The organism is Aquibium sp. ELW1220 (genome assembly GCF_030398385.1).
In the GTDB taxonomy this organism is placed as follows: Bacteria; Pseudomonadota; Alphaproteobacteria; order Rhizobiales; family Rhizobiaceae; genus Aquibium.
On record NZ_JAOAOQ010000013.1, the window covers coordinates 1 to 17,435 of the forward strand.

The 17,435-nt window shown below is 67.5% G+C and carries 14 protein-coding genes; 12 read left to right on the top strand and 2 right to left on the bottom strand.

Annotated elements, in window-relative coordinates; genetic code table 11:
* Positions 1 to 196: 196 nt before the first annotated feature.
* From N1F91_RS13505 to N1F91_RS13515, 3 genes are all read left to right on the top strand, one after another.
* Positions 197 to 4,246, top strand: a complete 4,050-nt coding sequence (locus N1F91_RS13505) for an autotransporter outer membrane beta-barrel domain-containing protein (RefSeq protein ID WP_289992823.1) — start codon at positions 197 to 199, stop codon at positions 4,244 to 4,246.
* A gap of 94 nt (positions 4,247 to 4,340) precedes the next feature.
* Positions 4,341 to 5,024, top strand: a complete 684-nt coding sequence (locus N1F91_RS13510) for an invasion associated locus B family protein (RefSeq protein WP_289992825.1) — start codon at positions 4,341 to 4,343, stop codon at positions 5,022 to 5,024.
* The gene (locus tag N1F91_RS13515; protein ID WP_289992826.1) at positions 5,021 to 5,518 is read left to right on the top strand and encodes a hypothetical protein; all 498 of its coding nucleotides are present in this window, start codon (positions 5,021 to 5,023) and stop codon (positions 5,516 to 5,518) included. The genes N1F91_RS13510 and N1F91_RS13515 overlap by 4 nt, the downstream gene beginning before the upstream one ends.
* A gap of 15 nt (positions 5,519 to 5,533) precedes the next feature.
* Here the strand turns inward: N1F91_RS13515 and N1F91_RS13520 are convergent, their stop codons facing one another.
* The gene (locus tag N1F91_RS13520) at positions 5,534 to 6,445 is read right to left on the bottom strand and encodes a LysR family transcriptional regulator (RefSeq protein ID WP_289992827.1); all 912 of its coding nucleotides are present in this window, start codon (positions 6,443 to 6,445) and stop codon (positions 5,534 to 5,536) included.
* A 203-nt stretch (positions 6,446 to 6,648) separates the two neighbouring features.
* On the opposite strand from N1F91_RS13520, the gene atzF reads away from it, so the two are divergent.
* The 9 genes from atzF to hpxZ all read left to right on the top strand — a co-directional run bounded on the left by atzF (position 6,649) and on the right by hpxZ (position 16,021).
* Positions 6,649 to 8,475, top strand: a complete 1,827-nt coding sequence (atzF, locus tag N1F91_RS13525; RefSeq protein ID WP_289992828.1) for an allophanate hydrolase — start codon at positions 6,649 to 6,651, stop codon at positions 8,473 to 8,475.
* 81 nt (positions 8,476 to 8,556) lie between these two features.
* The gene (locus N1F91_RS13530; protein WP_289992829.1) at positions 8,557 to 9,660 is read left to right on the top strand and encodes a BMP family ABC transporter substrate-binding protein; all 1,104 of its coding nucleotides are present in this window, start codon (positions 8,557 to 8,559) and stop codon (positions 9,658 to 9,660) included.
* A 208-nt stretch (positions 9,661 to 9,868) separates the two neighbouring features.
* On the top strand, positions 9,869 to 10,978 hold the full coding sequence (locus N1F91_RS13535) for an ABC transporter permease (RefSeq protein WP_289992830.1): 1,110 nt from the start codon (positions 9,869 to 9,871) through the stop codon (positions 10,976 to 10,978).
* Positions 10,975 to 11,895, top strand: coding sequence for an ABC transporter permease (locus N1F91_RS13540; RefSeq protein ID WP_289992831.1), 921 nt, complete (start codon positions 10,975 to 10,977; stop codon positions 11,893 to 11,895). Before N1F91_RS13535 ends, N1F91_RS13540 begins: the two co-directional genes overlap by 4 nt.
* Before the next feature lie 10 nt (positions 11,896 to 11,905).
* Positions 11,906 to 12,628 carry an isochorismatase family cysteine hydrolase gene (locus tag N1F91_RS13545; RefSeq protein ID WP_289992832.1) on the top strand — a complete coding sequence of 241 codons (723 nt, stop codon included), beginning with the start codon at positions 11,906 to 11,908 and terminating at the stop codon, positions 12,626 to 12,628.
* 74 nt (positions 12,629 to 12,702) lie between these two features.
* Positions 12,703 to 14,181, top strand: a complete 1,479-nt coding sequence (locus N1F91_RS13550; RefSeq protein WP_289992990.1) for an ABC transporter ATP-binding protein — start codon at positions 12,703 to 12,705, stop codon at positions 14,179 to 14,181.
* Between the two features lies 1 nt (position 14,182).
* Positions 14,183 to 14,866 carry a cysteine hydrolase gene (locus N1F91_RS13555; RefSeq protein WP_289992834.1) on the top strand — a complete coding sequence of 228 codons (684 nt, stop codon included), beginning with the start codon at positions 14,183 to 14,185 and terminating at the stop codon, positions 14,864 to 14,866.
* Entirely contained in the window at positions 14,859 to 15,635 is a 777-nt protein-coding gene (locus tag N1F91_RS13560; protein ID WP_289992836.1) for a 5-formyltetrahydrofolate cyclo-ligase, read from the top strand. Before N1F91_RS13555 ends, N1F91_RS13560 begins: the two co-directional genes overlap by 8 nt.
* Positions 15,635 to 16,021: an oxalurate catabolism protein HpxZ gene (hpxZ, locus tag N1F91_RS13565; RefSeq protein ID WP_289992992.1), complete on the top strand. Its 387-nt coding sequence runs from the start codon at positions 15,635 to 15,637 to the stop codon at positions 16,019 to 16,021. The genes N1F91_RS13560 and hpxZ overlap by 1 nt, the downstream gene beginning before the upstream one ends.
* A 4-nt stretch (positions 16,022 to 16,025) precedes the next feature.
* Here the strand turns inward: hpxZ and N1F91_RS13570 are convergent, their stop codons facing one another.
* Complete coding sequence (locus tag N1F91_RS13570; protein ID WP_289992838.1) at positions 16,026 to 17,432, bottom strand: sigma-54 dependent transcriptional regulator; 1,407 nt, start codon at positions 17,430 to 17,432, stop codon at positions 16,026 to 16,028.
* Positions 17,433 to 17,435: the final 3 nt, after the last annotated feature.

The window sequence follows — 17,435 nt, forward strand, 5'->3', positions numbered from 1 at the left end:
CCCAACATGCCGGAGCCAGACTTATGCGCCCTGATCCAGCGCTTCCAGGCGTTGATCCGCCAAAACAACCTCACCGCCGCCGTCCTCGCCGTCGGATAATAAATGAGGGGATACTTGAGGCCGGAGTCCGAGCAGGGCTGCGCTGCGTCGAGCAAATTCTGGAATTGCCTTGCCGGCCAGGAACGGGAGCGGATCGATGTTTTCTACGGGGAAGAAGAAGGCGGGACGAGTGAACGCCAAGCGGGCGGCGCGGCTTTTCGCGGCTCCGAAGTCGGAGCGGCGCTGGCTGCTGGGCGGCACGGCCTTGACGGCCGGCGTGGTGGCGGGTCTCGGAGCCCTGATCGCGATGCCGACGCCTGCCCGCGCAGACTGCGCGGTGGGCACGAACTTCATCACCTGCATGGACATGCCGTCCGGCGAGACCGATCCGCAGACTTTGACCGCAAGCGACGACTGGGTCGTCCATGTCGGCGTAGTCGACATCAATGACGTAGAGGACGAGGGCACTATCACCATCGCCTCCGGGACGGTGGCCGGTGCGGCGCTCCAGGTCAATGCGCAGAACAACAGCGGCCGGGTGGTGGTGACCGAGAATTCCTCGATCCTGATCGAGGACAACGCCACCGACACCTTCAACACCCGCCATGGCATCCTCGTGGTGCCGGGCGGCGCAACGGACGGGCAACTCCTCGAGTTCGTGATCGCCGGCTCCGTCACCAGCAACGATTCCAACGGCGACGGCATCCAGATCTCGGGCTCGGGCAACGCCACGGCGAGCGCGACCGGCAATGCCGACGACGTGACCATTTCGGTCCTCGAGAGCGGCGCCGTCATAGGGGAGGATGACGGTATCCAGCTAGCCGGCCTGCGCGGTCTCCTGACCATCACCAACGCAGGACAGATCGGGGGCGGAGATGCGACCCCCTTGCCGTTCGAGCGCATGGGCATCGTCGTCTCGCAGAACCTCAACCTCGCGGACCGCGCCGCGGGCGACGTCGATATCGAGAACGAGGAGGGCGGCGAGATCCTCGGCGGCAACAGCTCGGCGATCCACGTCGCGACCACCGGCGGTGCGAGCATCTCCAACCACGGCACGATCACCGGACAGGGCGTCAACCGGGCCGGCGTGTACCTCAACGTCGGCGGCGACGTCGTGATCTACAACGACGACACGATCAGCGGCGTCGGCAACGGCATCGACGTGACGGGCGCGGCGAGCAGCACGATCACCAATGCCAGCTACCAGTCGATCGTGGGGGGCACCAACGGCATCAACCAGAGCAGCATCGGCGAATTCTCGCTCGACAATGCCGGCGGCCTGGTGGCCGGTCTCGCGGGTGACGGCGTGAACCTGGACCTCGTGTCCGGTGCCGATGGCGTGACGATCAGCAATCGCGGCCGTGCAGGCACGGGTGACGAGCCGCTCACCCTCGGCGGCGGCGTCCTCGTGGGCAGCGTGAACGGCATCGACGTCAACAACGTCCAGAATGGCGACGTCGTCATCAACAACAACGGCTACACGTCGGGCCTCGTCGACTACAGCGGCGGCCTGATCTACGGCGTCGGCGGCAGCGGTATCCAGATCACGGATGCCGACGTCGACATCATCATCGACAACAGCAACACCTACAACTGGTCCGGCAGCAGCATTAGCCTCGGCGGGCTGAACGACGCGGTCGACGGCTTCTTCCCGAGCGGCCAGCTCGCCGGGACGAGCTTCACGACCGGCATCTGGGGGCAGGATCACGGCATCGAGATCGACGGCGCCGGCGATGACGGCGGCTTCGTCCTCATCGACAACGGGAGCGGCCTGATCGTCGGCATCGATGATCATGCGGTCGAGGTGTCGGATCTAGAGGGCTTGTTCGTCGACAACGGCGATTCCGACTTCTACGCGGGCTTCCAGCTCGGCAATGGCGCCACGACCGAGAATCCCGACCAGGGCGGCCTCGTCTGGGGCGGCGAGAACGCGATCGACCTGTGGAACATCGACGGCAACGTCGTTGTCGACAACGGCATCGGCACGATCTTCGGCCGCGAGAACGGCATCGAGGCGGAGGACATCTGGCGCGGCGGCGTCTTCGTCATCAACGGCGACGGCGGCCTGATCCAGGGCCTCTGGGGCGATGCGATCCAGATCGGCGAGGTCGACAGCTTCGACGGATACGGCGGCACCGTCTCAATCGGCAATGACGGCTGGATCCTCGCCGGCGACCGGGCGATCGCGGTGGACGATGCCGAGACGGTCCGCGTGCAGTCGACCGGTCTCATCATCGGCGACGGCGACTCGGACCAGCCGGTCATCGAGGTCTCGGGCACCGACACCGACAAGGTGGGCACCACGACTGGCGCCGCGACCGAAATCTACAACACCGAAGGCGGCATCATCGCCAGCCGCAACCTGCCTCACTTCCTCTACAGCTCCTGGAGTTCTCCGGACGCGACCGAGGTGCCTGCCTCGACGTTCGATTCGGTCGCGCTCTGGGCCGACGTCACCAGCTTCCAGAGCTTCGTCGTCGACGGCGGCCCCCTCGACGCTGACGCCATGGACGATTATGCCGACGCGGCCTCTGACCTGATCGTCGAGACCAGCGGCGGCGCTGGCTACTTGGAGAACGGTTCCGGCAGCCTCATCGCCGGCCGGGTGCAGATGAGTGGATCGAACGACGTCGGCAAAGTCGGCAACTCCGTGGTGAACAACGGTGCCTGGTTCGTGACGGGCGAGACCGATATCGATGGCGACTCGGAATTCGACACGATCGTCAACAGCGGCTGGATCCAGACCGCCTTCGACGACGGCGTCAGCGAAACCACGTCCTTCGACATCGACACGTTCTCGAACGGTGGTTTCCTCAGCATGGCCGACGGCGTTGAGGGCGACACGACGACGATTCTCGGCGACTATTTCGGCGGCACCATGACGATGGTGCTGGATGAACTGGAGGAGACGTCCGGCGGGGGCTATCTCGCCGTCGACGTCGATTTCGCCGATGCCGCCAGCGACCGGCTCCTGGTCAGCGGCGACATCTCCGGAGAGACCGGAATCGTCATCCGCCGGGCGCAGGGAACGGGCCTCGGCACCTTCGGCACCGAAATCGACGTCGTGGAGTACCAGCTCAACGACAACGAGCCGGCCGACGATGCCTTCTTCATCTCCAGCATGTCCGACGACTACTATGAGGTCGCGGGCGAAGACTACATCCAGGACGGCTTCCTTGCCTGGTTCATCCAGCACGACGCCGGGGACGACGACTACGAACTCGTCAACGACTGGGGCCCGGGCGCGCAGAACGCTCCGGCGATCGTCACGGGCGCGCAGCAGATCTTCTACGATACCGTGGCCAGCGTGGAAGACCACATCTACGGCGGCCAGTTCGGCCAATCGGGCGGCGGCGGCGCGGACGTCGTCGAGATGGCGCCTCCGATGACCACAGCGTCGCCGGACGGGGGCATCTGGGGCAAGGTCGGCGGCCGCTGGACCGAGCGCGACCGCGAACTGACGATCGGCGGCGTCGGGGTCGACGGATCGTCCGACCAGAACACGTACAGCGTGCTGGCAGGCGCCGACTTCATTCCCGGCGACGGCTTCTTCCGGTTCGGCGTGTTCGGCGGCTACGTCGCCTCCGACATGGACTTTGCCTCGGACGGCTCTTCCGTCGACTACAGCGGCGGCACCGTCGGCGCCTATGGTGCCTACAACAACGGGGCCTTCTACGCCGACCTGACGGCCAAGGGCGATTTCCTCAACGCCGACTACCGCTTCGGGGCGATCGACGTCGACGCCGACGTCTTCAACTACGGCGTCTACGGCAACGTCGGCTATCGCATGGCGCGGGGGACGGCCTTCATCGAGCCTCTGGTCTCGGGCGCCTATGTCCACACCTCGGTCGACGACGTCGCTTCGGCCGGCCACTCGGTCTCGTTCGACGACGGCAGCAGCGCCCGGCTCGGCGCCGGCGTGCGGGTGGGGGCCCAGTTCGCCTCTGCCGGCGGCATGATCACCGAAGCCGCGCTGCTCGGCCGGATCTGGAACGAGTTCGGCGACGACAACAGCGTGACGGTCTCGGACGGCGTCAACACCGCGACCTTCTCGGACGACATCGACGGCGTCTTCGGCGAGGTCACGGGCACCCTGACCTTCAAGAGCGCGAACAGCGGCTGGTCGGGCTTCATCTCCGGCACCGGGCAGTTCGGAAGCGACTACCAGTCCTACGGCGCCAATGCCGGGCTGCGGATCAACTTCTGATCGCTGCCTCCAGGCAGAAAAAGGGGGGCCGGTCGTGCATGACCGGCCCCTTTCGATTTCGAACTTCACGGGAGACGGCTCGATGCCACTCCGGATGGATGACGAGAACCGCGAAGTGCCGGCGCCCTCCCGCGGCTTCGGCCGGATTCTCGTGCTGGTCAGCCTTGCCTTCGTACTTTGTCTCGGCGGGTATGTGGGGGTCACCAACTGGAGCCAGGTTTCCGATTTCGTTCGCGGCGCCCCGACATCGACGGCCAGTACCTCGCAGCTGGACACGCCGCCCGTGAACCAGTCTCAGCCGCGCGCCGGGCACGACGCCGACGCATCCCGACAGCGCGTGCAGGTGAGCGATCAGCGCGCTTACGGCGACTGGCGCCATGCATGCCTGACACGGGACGACGGCAAGCGAGCCTGCTCCATCGTCCAGAACCTCCTTCACAAGGAAACGCGGCGCCTCCTCCTGTCCTGGCGGATCGTCGGCGACGGCGCGTCGCTGACCAGCATCTGGCAAACCCCGCAGAACGTGCTCCTGAGCAGTGGCCTGCGCATCGATGCCGGCTTGCCCGATGCCGTCGTTCTGCCCTACCAGAGCTGCAACGCCAGCCATTGCGTCTCCAGCGTCAGGCTTGCCAACGAATTCGTCGACAGGATGAAGAACGTGCCGGACGTGGCCGTTTCCATGGTCCTCACCAACGGACAGACCCTTCGCTTTCCGATCAGCACCAAGGGGCTCGCTGCGGCGATCGAGGACCTGCGCACCGGCGGAGGCGGCAATTGACCGGGGAGCCTGGTTCGACGAATGGCGGCTTCGAGATCAGGCAGCTTCGTCCGACGCATGAGGCGCTCGGATTGCTCGTCGCCTTCCTCAGCGCAACGGCGCCCTTCTCCGAATTCCGCAGCCGCGTCCTGGTGCGCGCCCTCCAGCAGCAGCTCGAGCGGCGCCATCATGTCTGCCTCATGCGGGGCGGCCGCTTTGCCGGTTATTGCGGCTGGCTGCTCACGTCCCGCGAGATAGGCGACAGGTGGCTGAACGACGAGGCGGAACTCTCCCCCGTCGCGGACGGTGTCGCCGACGTCGTCGCCTGCACCATCGTCCATTGTCCCGACCGTCGGGACGTGCTCCCGCTCATCCGCGAGGCGCGGGCACGCAACCCGGGCAGGCTAGCGGTGTTCAAGCGCGATCGCAGCACTGGCGACAGGAAGGCTGCCGTCCGCAACATGAGCTTTGCAGCGCCGGCCAGGGAAGTCCCGGATCCTGCCGACCCTCGCTGACCTGTCTCATCGGGTTCACTGCATGGCGGCGCCGGTGACGTCCTTCAGCGCGGTGGCGAGCTGCATGGCGAAGCGGGCCGAGGCGACGGGGAGGGTGCGGCCGCGCATCTGGCCGAGGATCAGGTTTCCCGGCGGCAGGTCGCGCTCGGAAATCGGCCGGAACAGCAGCGATCCGTCGCCGGGATCGCGCAGGCCGATCGGGATCTGGAAGCCGATCACCTTCTCGTGCAGCACATAGTGGCGGATCAGCTCGAAGCTCTCGGTCTCGACGACGGGCGAGACGCGGCGCGTGCCGCGCTTGGCCGCGAAGTCCAGCAGGTGGCGCACGCCGTATTTCAGCGATGGCGCGACGTGGCGCGTGTCGAGACAGTCGCGCAGCCGCAGTTCCGGCTTGCGGGCCAGCGGATGGTCGGGCGTCATCACGACGTTGACGGCCTGCGGGACCGCCTGGATCACCTCGAAATCGACGAGGTAGACCGGTTCGAAGACCAGCGCGAGATCGCTCGAATAGCTTGCCAGTTCCTGCTCCGCCTGAGAGCGGTCGCGGATGTTGACGGTGAAGGTGACGCCCGGATGGTCGCGGCGGTAGCGGGCGATCTGCTGCGGCAGGAAATAGGGCAGCAGCGCCTGCGAACAGGCGATCGACACGTGACCGCGCCGCTCGCCCGACAGGTCCGCCACCTGGCCCTGCACCCGTGACAGGTCGGACAGCGTGGCCCGGTAGTGGTGCAGCAGAAGCTCGCCCGCAGGGTTTAGCCGCACGCCGCCGGGCAGCCGCTCGAACAGCTCGGCGCCGAACTCGTCCTCGAAGCCGTTTATGCGGCGATTGAGTGCCGAGGCGGTGATGTTCATGTCCTCGGCCGCCTTGCGCATCGACCCCGCCCGAGCGACCGCCTCGATCAACCGAAATGTCTGAAGATGCTTCATTTTTCCTGCCCCTCGCCAGCCCTGGTGCCAAATTTGCACCGGGACGGTGAGTTTATAGCAATTTTCGCGAACGGCGAAATCTGCAACGTCTTCCGACAGCAATATTCGTGCATGCAGAGGCGCCGCAATGTCCCTTCGACCCCAAGCTTTCCGCCGCGCCGGCACGCCGGACGCCGTCTCCTTCCGCCGGAGCTGACGGGGCGATGGCATCGGCGATCGAAACCCTGTCCTTCACGCTCGACGCGCTTCGACGGGCCTATGCCGAGGGCGTCTCGCCGGAAGCGGTCGTCGGCGAAGCGTTCCGTCGGCTCGAAGCCGCAGGGGATCCGGGGATCCTGATCCTCGAGACGCGCGAGCAGGCGCTTCGCGCAGCCCGTGCGCTGGGCACTCCCGACGGCAGGCCGCTCTGGGGCATTCCCTTCGTGGTGAAGGACAACATCGACGTCGCCGACCTCGAGACGACCGCAGCCTGCCCGGACTTCGCCTATGTGCCGCGCGAGAGCGCGTTCGTGGTCTCGCGGCTGACAGCCGCCGGCGCAATCCTGATCGGAAAGACGAACCTCGACCAGTTCGCGACCGGCCTCGTGGGCGTGCGGTCCCCTTATCCGGCGCCCCGCAACGCAATCGATCCGGCCCTCGTGCCGGGCGGCTCGTCGTCGGGATCGGCCGTCGCGGTGGCGCGCGGCATCGCAGCCTTCTCGCTTGGAACGGATACCGCCGGATCGGGACGCGTGCCGGCCGCGCTCAACAACATCGTCGGGCTGAAGCCGACCCTCGGCGCCCTGTCGGGCAGCGGCGTGGTGCCGGCCTGCCGCACTCTGGACACGGTCTCGATATTCGCCATGACGGTGGCCGAGGCTTTCGAGGTTCTCGGCATCGCTGCCGCCTATGATGCGGATGACGCCTATTCCCGGCCGGTGGCGATCCGCCCGCTGACCGCCATGCACGCGGGCATCCGCATCGGCATTCCGGACGAGGCGACGCTCGAGACGTTCGGCGATGACGAGCAGGCCGAGCATTTCCGCAGCACCGTGGTCAGGCTGCGGACGGCCGGCGCGTCGGTCACGAAGATCGATTTCGGGCCCTTCTATGCGGTCGCGCGCATGCTCTACGAGGGCGCCTGGCTCGCCGAGCGGGTGGCAGCCGTGGGCGCACGTCTCGTCGATGCGCCCGAGACGCTGCACCCGACCACCCGCGCCGTTCTGGAGCCAGGGCTCAGACTCAGCGCGGTCGACGCTTTCGAGGGCCTGTATCGCCTGAAGGCGCTGGCGCGGCGCTGCGAGGACCTGATGGAGGACGTCGACCTGCTCTGCGTGCCGACCATCCCGACGGTCGTGACGCTGGACGAGATCGCCGCCGATCCGATCGGCCCCAACTCCATGCTCGGCACCTACACCAATTTCGTCAACCTGCTCGACCTTTGCGGGATCGCCGTCCCGACGGGTCTGCGCGGAGACGGGCGGCCGGGCAGCCTCACCGTGCTGGCGCGCAAGGGCGAGGACCACCGCGCCGCGTCGGTCGCTCTGGCCATCGAAGCAGGAACGCTCGGTGCGACGGGCTTGGCCCGCCCGGTCAACCGGGTGGCCGCCGGCGTCGTCGACGCCGACGACATCGCGATCGCGGTCTGCGGCGCGCACATGTCCGGCCTGCCGCTCAATCACGAACTCACCTCCCGCGGCGCGCGCTTCCTCAAGGCCTGCCGAACCGCGCCGGAGTACACGCTGCATGCATTGGCAGGAGGACCGCCGTTCCGGCCCGGCATGGTGCGCAAGCGCGGCGGCGGGGCGGCGATCGAGGTCGAGGTCTGGGCGCTGCCGCGCGCGGCCTTCGGCGACTTCATGGCGGGCATTCCCTCGCCGCTGGGGATCGGCAGCCTTGCGCTCGACGACGGCAGCCTGGTCAAGGGCTTCCTCTGCGAGCCATGGGGCCTCGAGGGCGCCCGCGACATCTCTCATTTCGGCGGCTGGCGCGGCTACCTGCGCGACAAGGACAGGCCGCAGCCGGCGGAGGCGCGCGCCCATGCGGTCTGACCTCCTCCGTTCCGACCCTTCTTCGAACCCGGCGGCTCGCCGCCTTTCCTGCAACCTCCCACCCAAACCTTGGAGCCTCCCATGACGTCGATGCTTTCCCGTCGTTCCCTGCTCAAGGCCGGCGCTGCCGGCCTGGCCGCGAGCGCTCTGCCTCTCGGTTTCGCCCGTGCCCAGACGCCGATCGTGCTCGGTGCCGTCTATGTCGGCCCGCGTGACGATTTCGGCTGGAACCAGGCCCACGCCGTGGCCATGGACATCCTCAAGCAGGTGCCGGGCGTGACCGTCATCGAGGAGGAGAAGGTGCCGGAGACGGACGCCGTCGCCCAGTCGATGGAATCCATGATCAACCTCGACGGCGCCAACCTCGTGCTCGCCACCTCCTTCGGCTACTACAATCCCTTCGTCGTCGAGACGGCGAAGAAGTATCCGAACGTGCAGTTCCGGCACGCCGCGCCGCTGTGGAACGAGGCGACCGACCCGAAGAACGCCGGCAGCTATTTCTGCTACCTGAACCAGGCGCACTACGTGAACGGTGTCGCGGCGGGCCTGTCGACGACGTCCAACAAGATCGGCTTCGTGGCGGCCAAGCCGATCCCGTCGGTGCTGTCCAACATCAACTCGGTGCTGCTCGGCGCCCGCAGCGTCAATCCGGCCGCGACCGTGCAGGTCATCTTCACCGGCGAATGGTCGATGCCGGTGCGCGAGGCGGAAGCCGCCAACGCGCTGATCGATGCGGGCTGCGACGTCATCACCTGCCATGTCGACGGGCCGAAGGTCGTGGTCGAGACGGCCGAGACGCGCGGCGTCAAGAGCTGCGGCCACAATGCCAGCCAGGCGCCGCTGGCGCCGAAGGGCTTCATCACCGGCGCCGAGTACAAGTGGGAGACGATCTACAAGATCTACGCCGACGCTCTGGCCAAGGGTGAGGCGCTGCCGAACTTCATCGCCGGCGGCTACCATAACGACATGCTGCGCAACTCGGCCTTCGGCGCGGGTGCTTCGCCGGAAGCGGTCAAGGCCGGCGAGGCGGCGATCGAGGCCCTGAAGGCCGGCAAGCCGATCTATGTCGGTCCGCTCAAGGACAACACCGGCAAGCTGGTGATCGAAGGCTCGATGGACAATTACGACCCGGTGCTCGACGGCATGAACTACCTGCTCGAGGGCGTGGTCGGCTCGATCACCTGATCGCGCGGGCACGGGGTCGCGACGTGAGGAAGCACCCCCTCACCGACCCTTCGGGCCACCTCTCCCCCTGCCCGGGGGAGAGGAGCCCAGGCTGGACGGACGCCGGCGCTGCGGCAGGCGCTTCTTCTCCCCCGGGCAGGGGGAGAGGTGGCACGCGAAGCGTGACGGTGAGGGGGTGCTGCGACCTCTCGGATGGGAAAACCCTGCCATGACCGCCGTCGTCTCGCCCCCTGCCGCCCGGCCGATCAGCCTCGGCCCGCGCACCATGCGCGCTCTCGAGGCGCTGGTCATTCCGCTCGGCGCGCTGATCGCTTCGGCGCTGCTCTTCTCCGTCTTCCTGATCCTGCTCGGCAAGTCGCCGGCGACCTTCTTCAGCCTGATCTGGACGGGCGGGTTCGGCTCGTCCTTCTCGATCCAGAATACGCTGCAGCGCAGCGCGCCGCTGATCCTCACCGGGCTGGCCTTCGCCATTCCCGCCCGCATCGGGCTGACGCTGATCGGCGCAGAGGGCGCCCTCGTGCTTGGCGGTTTCACCGCAGCCGCAGTCGCCATTCCGCTGGTCACCGGCGGGATCGCGCCGGTCGTGACGCTGCCGCTGATGGCGCTCTCGGCGATGGCAGTCGGTGCGGTGTGGATCGGGCTCGCAGGCTGGCTGCGCCACTATCGCGGCGTCAACGAGACGATCTCGTCGCTGCTCCTGTCCTACATCGCGGTCGCCATCATGAATTTCTTCGTCGAAGGCCTGCTGCGCGATCCGGCGTCGGCCAACAAGCCGTCGACCATGCCGATCGGCGACGCCTACCGCGTCGGCTCCATGCCGGGCACATCCGTGCACTGGGGTCTGGCGGCCGGGCTGGTGCTGGCCGTCGCGCTGTGGATCCTGATGACGCGCACGACCTTCGGTTTTGCCGCTCGGATGACCGGCGGCAACGTCCGCGCCGCCAAGGCGCAAGGCCTGCCCGTCGGCTTCCTCGTCGTCGCCTGCTGCGCCATTGCAGGCGCCTGCGCCGGGCTCGCCGGCTTCTACGAGGTCGCCGCCGTGCATGGCCAGGCCAACGCCTCGCTGGTGGCCGGCTACGGCTTCACCGGCATTCTCGTCGCCTTCCTGGCGCGCCAGAACCCGCTCGCGGTGGTGCCCGTCGCGATCATGTTCGGCGCGCTCGCGGCCTCCGGCGGGCTGATCCAGCGCCGCATGGGCATGCCCGACGCCACCGTGCTGGTGCTCCAGGGCATCATCTTCGTGGTGCTGCTCGTGTCCGAGACCTTCTACGGGCGCATCCCCTTCCTGCAGGCCAGAACGACGGGAGACCGGACATGACGGGCGCCGACCTCTTCATCGTGCTGATCGCCATGGTGGGCGGGGCCATCCGCGTCTCCACGCCCTTCATGTTCGTGGCGCTCGGCGAGTGCCTGACCGAGAAGTCCGGGCGCATCAACCTCGGGCACGAGGGCAATCTGGTGCTGGGCGCGATGGTCGCCTATGCCGGCTCCTACACGACCGGAAGCCCCTGGCTCGGCGTGCTGATGGCAGGCTGCGCGGGCCTCGTTCTGGGTGCGCTGCACGGGTGGATCTGCAAGCTGCCGAAGGTCAACGACATCGCGGTCGGCATCGCCTTCATGAGCTTCGGCACCGGCCTCGCCTTCTTTTTCGGCAAGCCCTACATCCAGCCCTCCGCGCCGCGGCTGGAAGCCATCCCGCTCGGCGACTGGACCGGCAATTCCTCCATCGCCCAGGCGCTGCAGGTCAACCCGCTTTTCTTCGTCGGCATCGCGCTTTCGGTCTTCCTGTGGTGGGCCTTCCGCAACATGCGCTGGGGCCTGATCCTCAGGATGACCGGCGACAGCGCGGCCTCGGCCAAGGCCATGGGCGTCTCGGTCGACATGGTGCGGCTGCTCGCCACCGCCGCGGGCGGCTTCCTCGCCGGCGTCGGCGGGGCCTTCCTGTCGCTCTACTATCCCGGCAGCTGGAACGAGGGTCTGTCGTCCGGCCAGGGCCTGATGGCGGTGGCGCTGGTGATCTTCGCGCGCTGGGACCCGGTGCGCTGCGTGTTCGCGGCGCTGCTGTTCGGGGCGGCCGGCGCCATCGGCCCGTCGCTGCAGTCCATCGGCATCAGCCAGGGCTACTACTTCTTCAACGCCGCCCCCTACATCCTGACCCTTTTCATCATGATCGCCTCGGCCCGCTCCAAGAGCGCTGCGCGCGAGGCACCCGGCGAACTGTCGATCGTCAAGTGAGGACCAAACCATGAGCCTTGTCGATGAACGCATCGAGAAAGCCCGCGTGCCGGGCGCCGTGACGGTGGCTTCGGATCCCTATCCCTGGCCCTTCGACGGCGACATCGGGCCGCACAACACCGCGCTCGTCGTGATCGACATGCAGACCGATTTCTGCGCGCCGGGCGGCTACGTCGATTCAATGGGTTACGACATTTCCCTGACGCGCGCGCCGATCGGGCCGATCCAGACCGTGCTGGCGGCGATGCGGGCCAAGGGCTATTTCGTCATCCACACGCGGGAAGGCCACAAGCCCGACCTCTCCGACCTGCCGGCCAACAAGCGCTGGCGGTCGCAGCGCATCGGCGCGGGCATCGGCGACCAGGGCCCCTGCGGCCGGATCCTGGTGCGCGGCGAGCCGGGCTGGGAGATCATCCCCGAACTGCAGCCCGAGCCCGGCGAGGCGATCATCGACAAGCCCGGGAAGGGAACCTTTCTCGCCACCGACTTCGACCTCGTCCTGCAGACCAGACGCATCCGCAACATCATCTTCACGGGGGTGACGACCGACGTCTGCGTCCACACCACCATGCGCGACGCCAACGACCGCGGCTACGAGTGCCTGCTGCTCGAGGATTGCTGCGCGGCGACCAAGGTGGAGAACCATCTGGCAGCCATCGACATGATCAAGATGCAGGGCGGCGTGTTCGGCGCGGTGGCGACCTCGGGCGCCCTGCTGGAGGCCCTGCCGTGAGCGCCGCGCTGCTCGTCGCCGACATTGCCGTCCCGCCGGCCGCCAAACGCGCGCCGTCGCTGGAGACGGCGGGCATGACCAAGATCTTCGGGCCACTCGTGGCTCTCGACACCGTGTCGATCAAGGTGGAAGCCGGTTCGTTTCACGCGCTGCTCGGCGAGAACGGCGCCGGCAAGTCGACCCTGGTCAAATGCATCATGGGTTTCTACGCCGCCGACCGCGGCTCGGTGCTGCTCGACGGCAAGGAAGTCGATGTGAAGAGCCCGCGCGACGCGCGCGACCTCGGCATCGGCATGGTCTACCAGCACTTCACGCTGGTGCCCTGCCTGACGGCGGCGGAAAATCTCGTCATCTCGCGCGCCGACGCGCCGGCGATCATCGACTGGAAGGCCGAGATGCCGAAGCTCGAGGCCTTCATGGCGCGCATGCCTTTCCAGGTCCCGCTCGACAGGCAGGTGTCGACGCTGTCGGCCGGCGAGAAGCAGAAGCTCGAGATCCTGAAGCTGCTCTATCTCGACCAGCGTTTCCTGATCCTCGACGAGCCGACCTCGGTGCTGACGCCGGGCGAGGCCGACGAGGTGCTGGGCCTGCTCGGCCAGATGGCGGCACGGGGCGAGATCACCGTCCTGATGATTTCCCACAAGTTCCGGGAGGTGAAGGCCTTCTGCGATTCGTTCACCGTTCTGCGCCGCGGCCGGCTGACGGGCTCGGGCGACGCGCGGACGGCGACGGTGGCCGAGATGAGCAGCATGATGATCGGCGACACCGAGGTGCGCGAGCGGGCGGAGCGCGTCATGCACAACGATCGCTCCGCCGTGCTCGAACTCGCTGGCCTCTGCGCCGAGGACGAGGAGGGGCGGCTGGCGATCGACCGGGTCAATCTGAAGATCCGCTCGGGCGAGATCGTCGGCATAGCGGGCGTGTCGGGCAACGGCCAGAGCGCGCTGGTGGAGGCGCTGGCCGGCCAGCGACCCTTGTCGGACGGCCGCGTCTTCATCCACGGCAAGCCGTTCGAGCCGAAGCGCTCCGACTTCGACCGGTTCAAGGTCTACGGGCTGCCGGAGGAGCCGCTGAAGAACGCCACGGTGCCGCGCATGAGCGTGGCGGAGAACATGGCGTTCCGCGCCTTCGACAAGCCGCCGATGGCAAGCCTCGGCTGGTGGCTGTCGCCGGGTCCGATGCGCCGGAAGGCCGAGGGTCTGATCGCGCGCTACCGGGTGAAGACGACATCGCCGGATTCGCCGATCGAGGCGCTGTCGGGCGGCAACGTCCAGCGCGCCGTGCTCGCCCGCGAACTGTCGGGCGAAGTCGACGTGCTGATCGTCGCCAACCCCTGCTTCGGCCTCGACTTCGCCTCCGTCGCCGAGATCCGCAGCCAGATCATGGAGCAGCGCAACCGTGGTGCGGCGGTGCTGCTGGTCTCGGAGGACCTCGACGAGATCCTCGAGCTTTCCGACCGGGTCGCCGTGATGTCGGGCGGCACGATCAGCTACGTGTCGCCGATCGGCGAGACGGACCGCAACACCATCGGCCAGCACATGGCGGGACACTGACATGGCCATCACCGTCGAAGCCCGACCCTATCCCTTCACGCTCGATCCGGCGCATGCGGCGCTGGTCGTCATCGACATGCAGCGCGACTTCATCGAGCCGGGCGGCTTCGGCGCCGTGCTCGGCAACGACGTGTCGCGGCTCACCGCCATCATCCCGTCGGTGGCGGCGCTGCTCTCGCTGTTTCGCGGCCAGAACCTGCCAGTCCTGCACACCCGCGAGGCGCACCGGCCGGACCTGTCCGACTGTCCGCCGGCCAAGCGGCTGCGCGGCGCGCCCGGTCTCAGGATCGGTGACGAGGGGGCAATGGGCCGCATTCTCGTCGCCGGCGAGCCGGGCAACGCCATCGTGCCGGAGCTTGCCCCGTTGACCGGCGAAATGGTGATCGACAAGCCTGGCAAGGGCATGTTCTGGGCGACCGGCCTGCATGAGATCCTGTCGGAGAAAGGCATCACGCAGCTCGTCATCGCCGGGGTCACCACGGAGGTCTGCGTCCAGACCTCGATGCGCGAGGCCAATGATCGCGGGTACGAGTGTCTTCTGATCGAGGAGGCGACGGAAAGCTATTTTCCCGAGTTCAAGGCGTCGGCCATAGAGATGATCGTGGCGCAGGGCGGTATCGTCGGCTGGTCGGCGAGGCTCGCGGCGCTCGAAACGGCTTTCGCGCGGGAGCTGGTGCATGGCTGAACAGGGTCGCTGGGCGGGACGCCATCCCGGCAAGGACATCGTTCGCCACGATGTGTGGCGGCTCCTGGAGGGGGCCGGCGTCGCCGTCGGACCGGCCTGGAGCATGATCCCCAACTTCGTCGGCGCCGATGTCGCGGCCTGGCGGCTCTCACAGACCGCCGCCTGGAAGGCGGCGCGCACGGTGAAGACCAATCCCGACCACCCGCAGATCCCGATCCGCGTCCGCGCGCTCTACGAAGGCAAGACCGTCTACACGCCGGTGCCGTACCTGACGCACGATTTTCCCTATCTCAGGCTCGACCCGAAGCGCCTCCAGGCCGACGGTGTCTCGTTCGAACTCGCCGCCACGGCGCAGGGCTTCATGCAGCATGGCGAGCGCATCGAGTTCGAGGATGTCGAGCCGCTCGACTTCTGCGTCGTCGGCTCGGTCGCCGTCGGGCGCGGCGGCGGGCGCACCGGCAAGGGTGCCGGCTTCGCAGACCTCGAGACCGGCATCTTCCGTGAGCTCGGCGTCGTCAGCGACATCACGCCGCTCGCCACGACCGTGCATTCGCTGCAACTCGTGCCGGACGACGTCGTCGTGATCGAGGCGCATGACAGCCCGCTCGATTTCATCGCCACCGAGGCTGAACTGATCGAGACGCAGAATGCCATGCCGCGGCCGGCGGGCGTGACCTGGGAGAAAGTGCGGGCCGATCAGTTCGAGACGATCCCGTTTCTCGCGCGGCTGCGGGACCGGATGCTGGCGCGGGAGGAGGGGAGCCGATGATGGTCGTCAACGATCCGGAGACGCTGGCGCAGGCAATCGCAGCCTTCGAGGCTTACGAGACGGCTCTGCTGGCCAACGACAATGCCACGCTTGAAGCGATGTTCATGCCATCGCCACTGACGATCCGCTATGGCGTGGCCGAAGTCCAGCATGGCTACGAGGAGATCCGCGCCTTCCGCAAGGTTCAGGCGCCCTTCGAGCGGCAGCTCGCGCGCACCGTCATCACCACCTACGGCACCGATTTCGCGGTCGCGTCCACCCTGTTCTTCCGGAACGACTTTCCTGGCGAAGTCGGACGGCAGATGCAGACGTGGGTGCGCAGCGACGACGGCTGGAAGGTGGCGGCCGCGCATGTGTCGATGATGCCGGAGACCCGGACCTCCTAGGCGGCTACCGGGGCGGATTTTCCCAGGCTTCGATGCGGCGGTAGAGGGTCGACGGGCTGACCTCCAGCATCTGCGCCGCCTTCGGAATGGAGCCGCCGCTGGCGGTTATCGCGCGCTCGATCGCCTCGCGGATGGTCGTCTCGAGCGGGCCGACCGGCTGGTCGGGGTGACCGGACCCGGCCATCGAGGGAGCCGATGCCAGGATGCGATGCGCGTCGGCGGCGGAACCGGCTGCCGAAGCCGTGGGCACCGGCGCCCGGATATCGGGCGGAAGCATGGCGGGTTCGATCGACGGACCATCGTTCAGGACGACAAGCCGCCGCATCAGGTTTTCCAGCTGCCGCACATTGCCGGGCCAGGAGTGGCGGCGCATGGCAGCGAGAACATCGGCCGACAAAGCGCTGAATTCCTTGCCCTCTTCCTCTGCGAAGCGGGTGAGGAAGGACTGCGCCAGCTGGGCGATGTCCTCGCCGCGGTCGCGCAGCGGCGGCAGCTCGATCGGGATCACGTGCAGGCGGTAATAGAGGTCCTCGCGGAAGCGGCCGGCCTGAACTTCGGCCAGGGGGTCGCGATTTGAGGCGCAGACGATGCGCACGTCCGAACGCTGGACCTTGTCCTCGCCCAGGCGCTGCACCTCCTTGCTCTGCAGGAAGCGCAGCAGCTTGGACTGCAACGCGATGTCCATCTCGCAGATCTCGTCGAGGAACAGCGTGCCGCCGTCCGCCGAGAGCGCCGCGCCTCTGCGATCGGACGTCGCTCCGGAAAAAGCGCCGCGGACATGGCCGAAGATCTCGCTTTCCAGCAGGTCCTTGGGGATCGCCGCGCAGTTCAGCGTCACGAAAGGTCCGCTCGCCCGTTTCGACGTGCGATGGATGGCATCCGCGCAGAGTTCCTTGCCGGTGCCGCTCTCGCCCAGGACGAAGACCGTTGCGCTCGACGGCGCGGCGTTGCGGATTATGCGGTACACGGTCTGCATGGCCGGAGAGCGACCGATGAAGCGACAGAAGCCTGCTTCGTCGCCGAGCTCGCGCTTCAGCGTCGAAACTTCCGCCTTCAGCCGCGCGCGTTCGGTGGCATTGGTGACGGTGACCGCCAGTCGGTGCGCGTTGAGCGGCTTGACGATGAAGTCGAAGGCTCCCCGGCGCATGGCGTCGACGGCGAGGTTGATCGAGCCATCGGCGGTGATGACCACCGCTTCGGTCTCGTCGCCGCGCTCGCGCAGCGCGTCGAGCACGTCCAGCCCGGTCATGTCGGGCAGACGCACATCCAGCACCAGCGCGTCGTACGAACAGGTCTTCAGAAGGGACAGGGCCTCGGCGCCGGTGGCCGCCGTCTCGACGGCGAAGTCCTGCTTCTCGAGGATCGCGCGGTAGGTTGCAGAGAGCGAGGGGGTATCCTCGACCACGAGCACGAC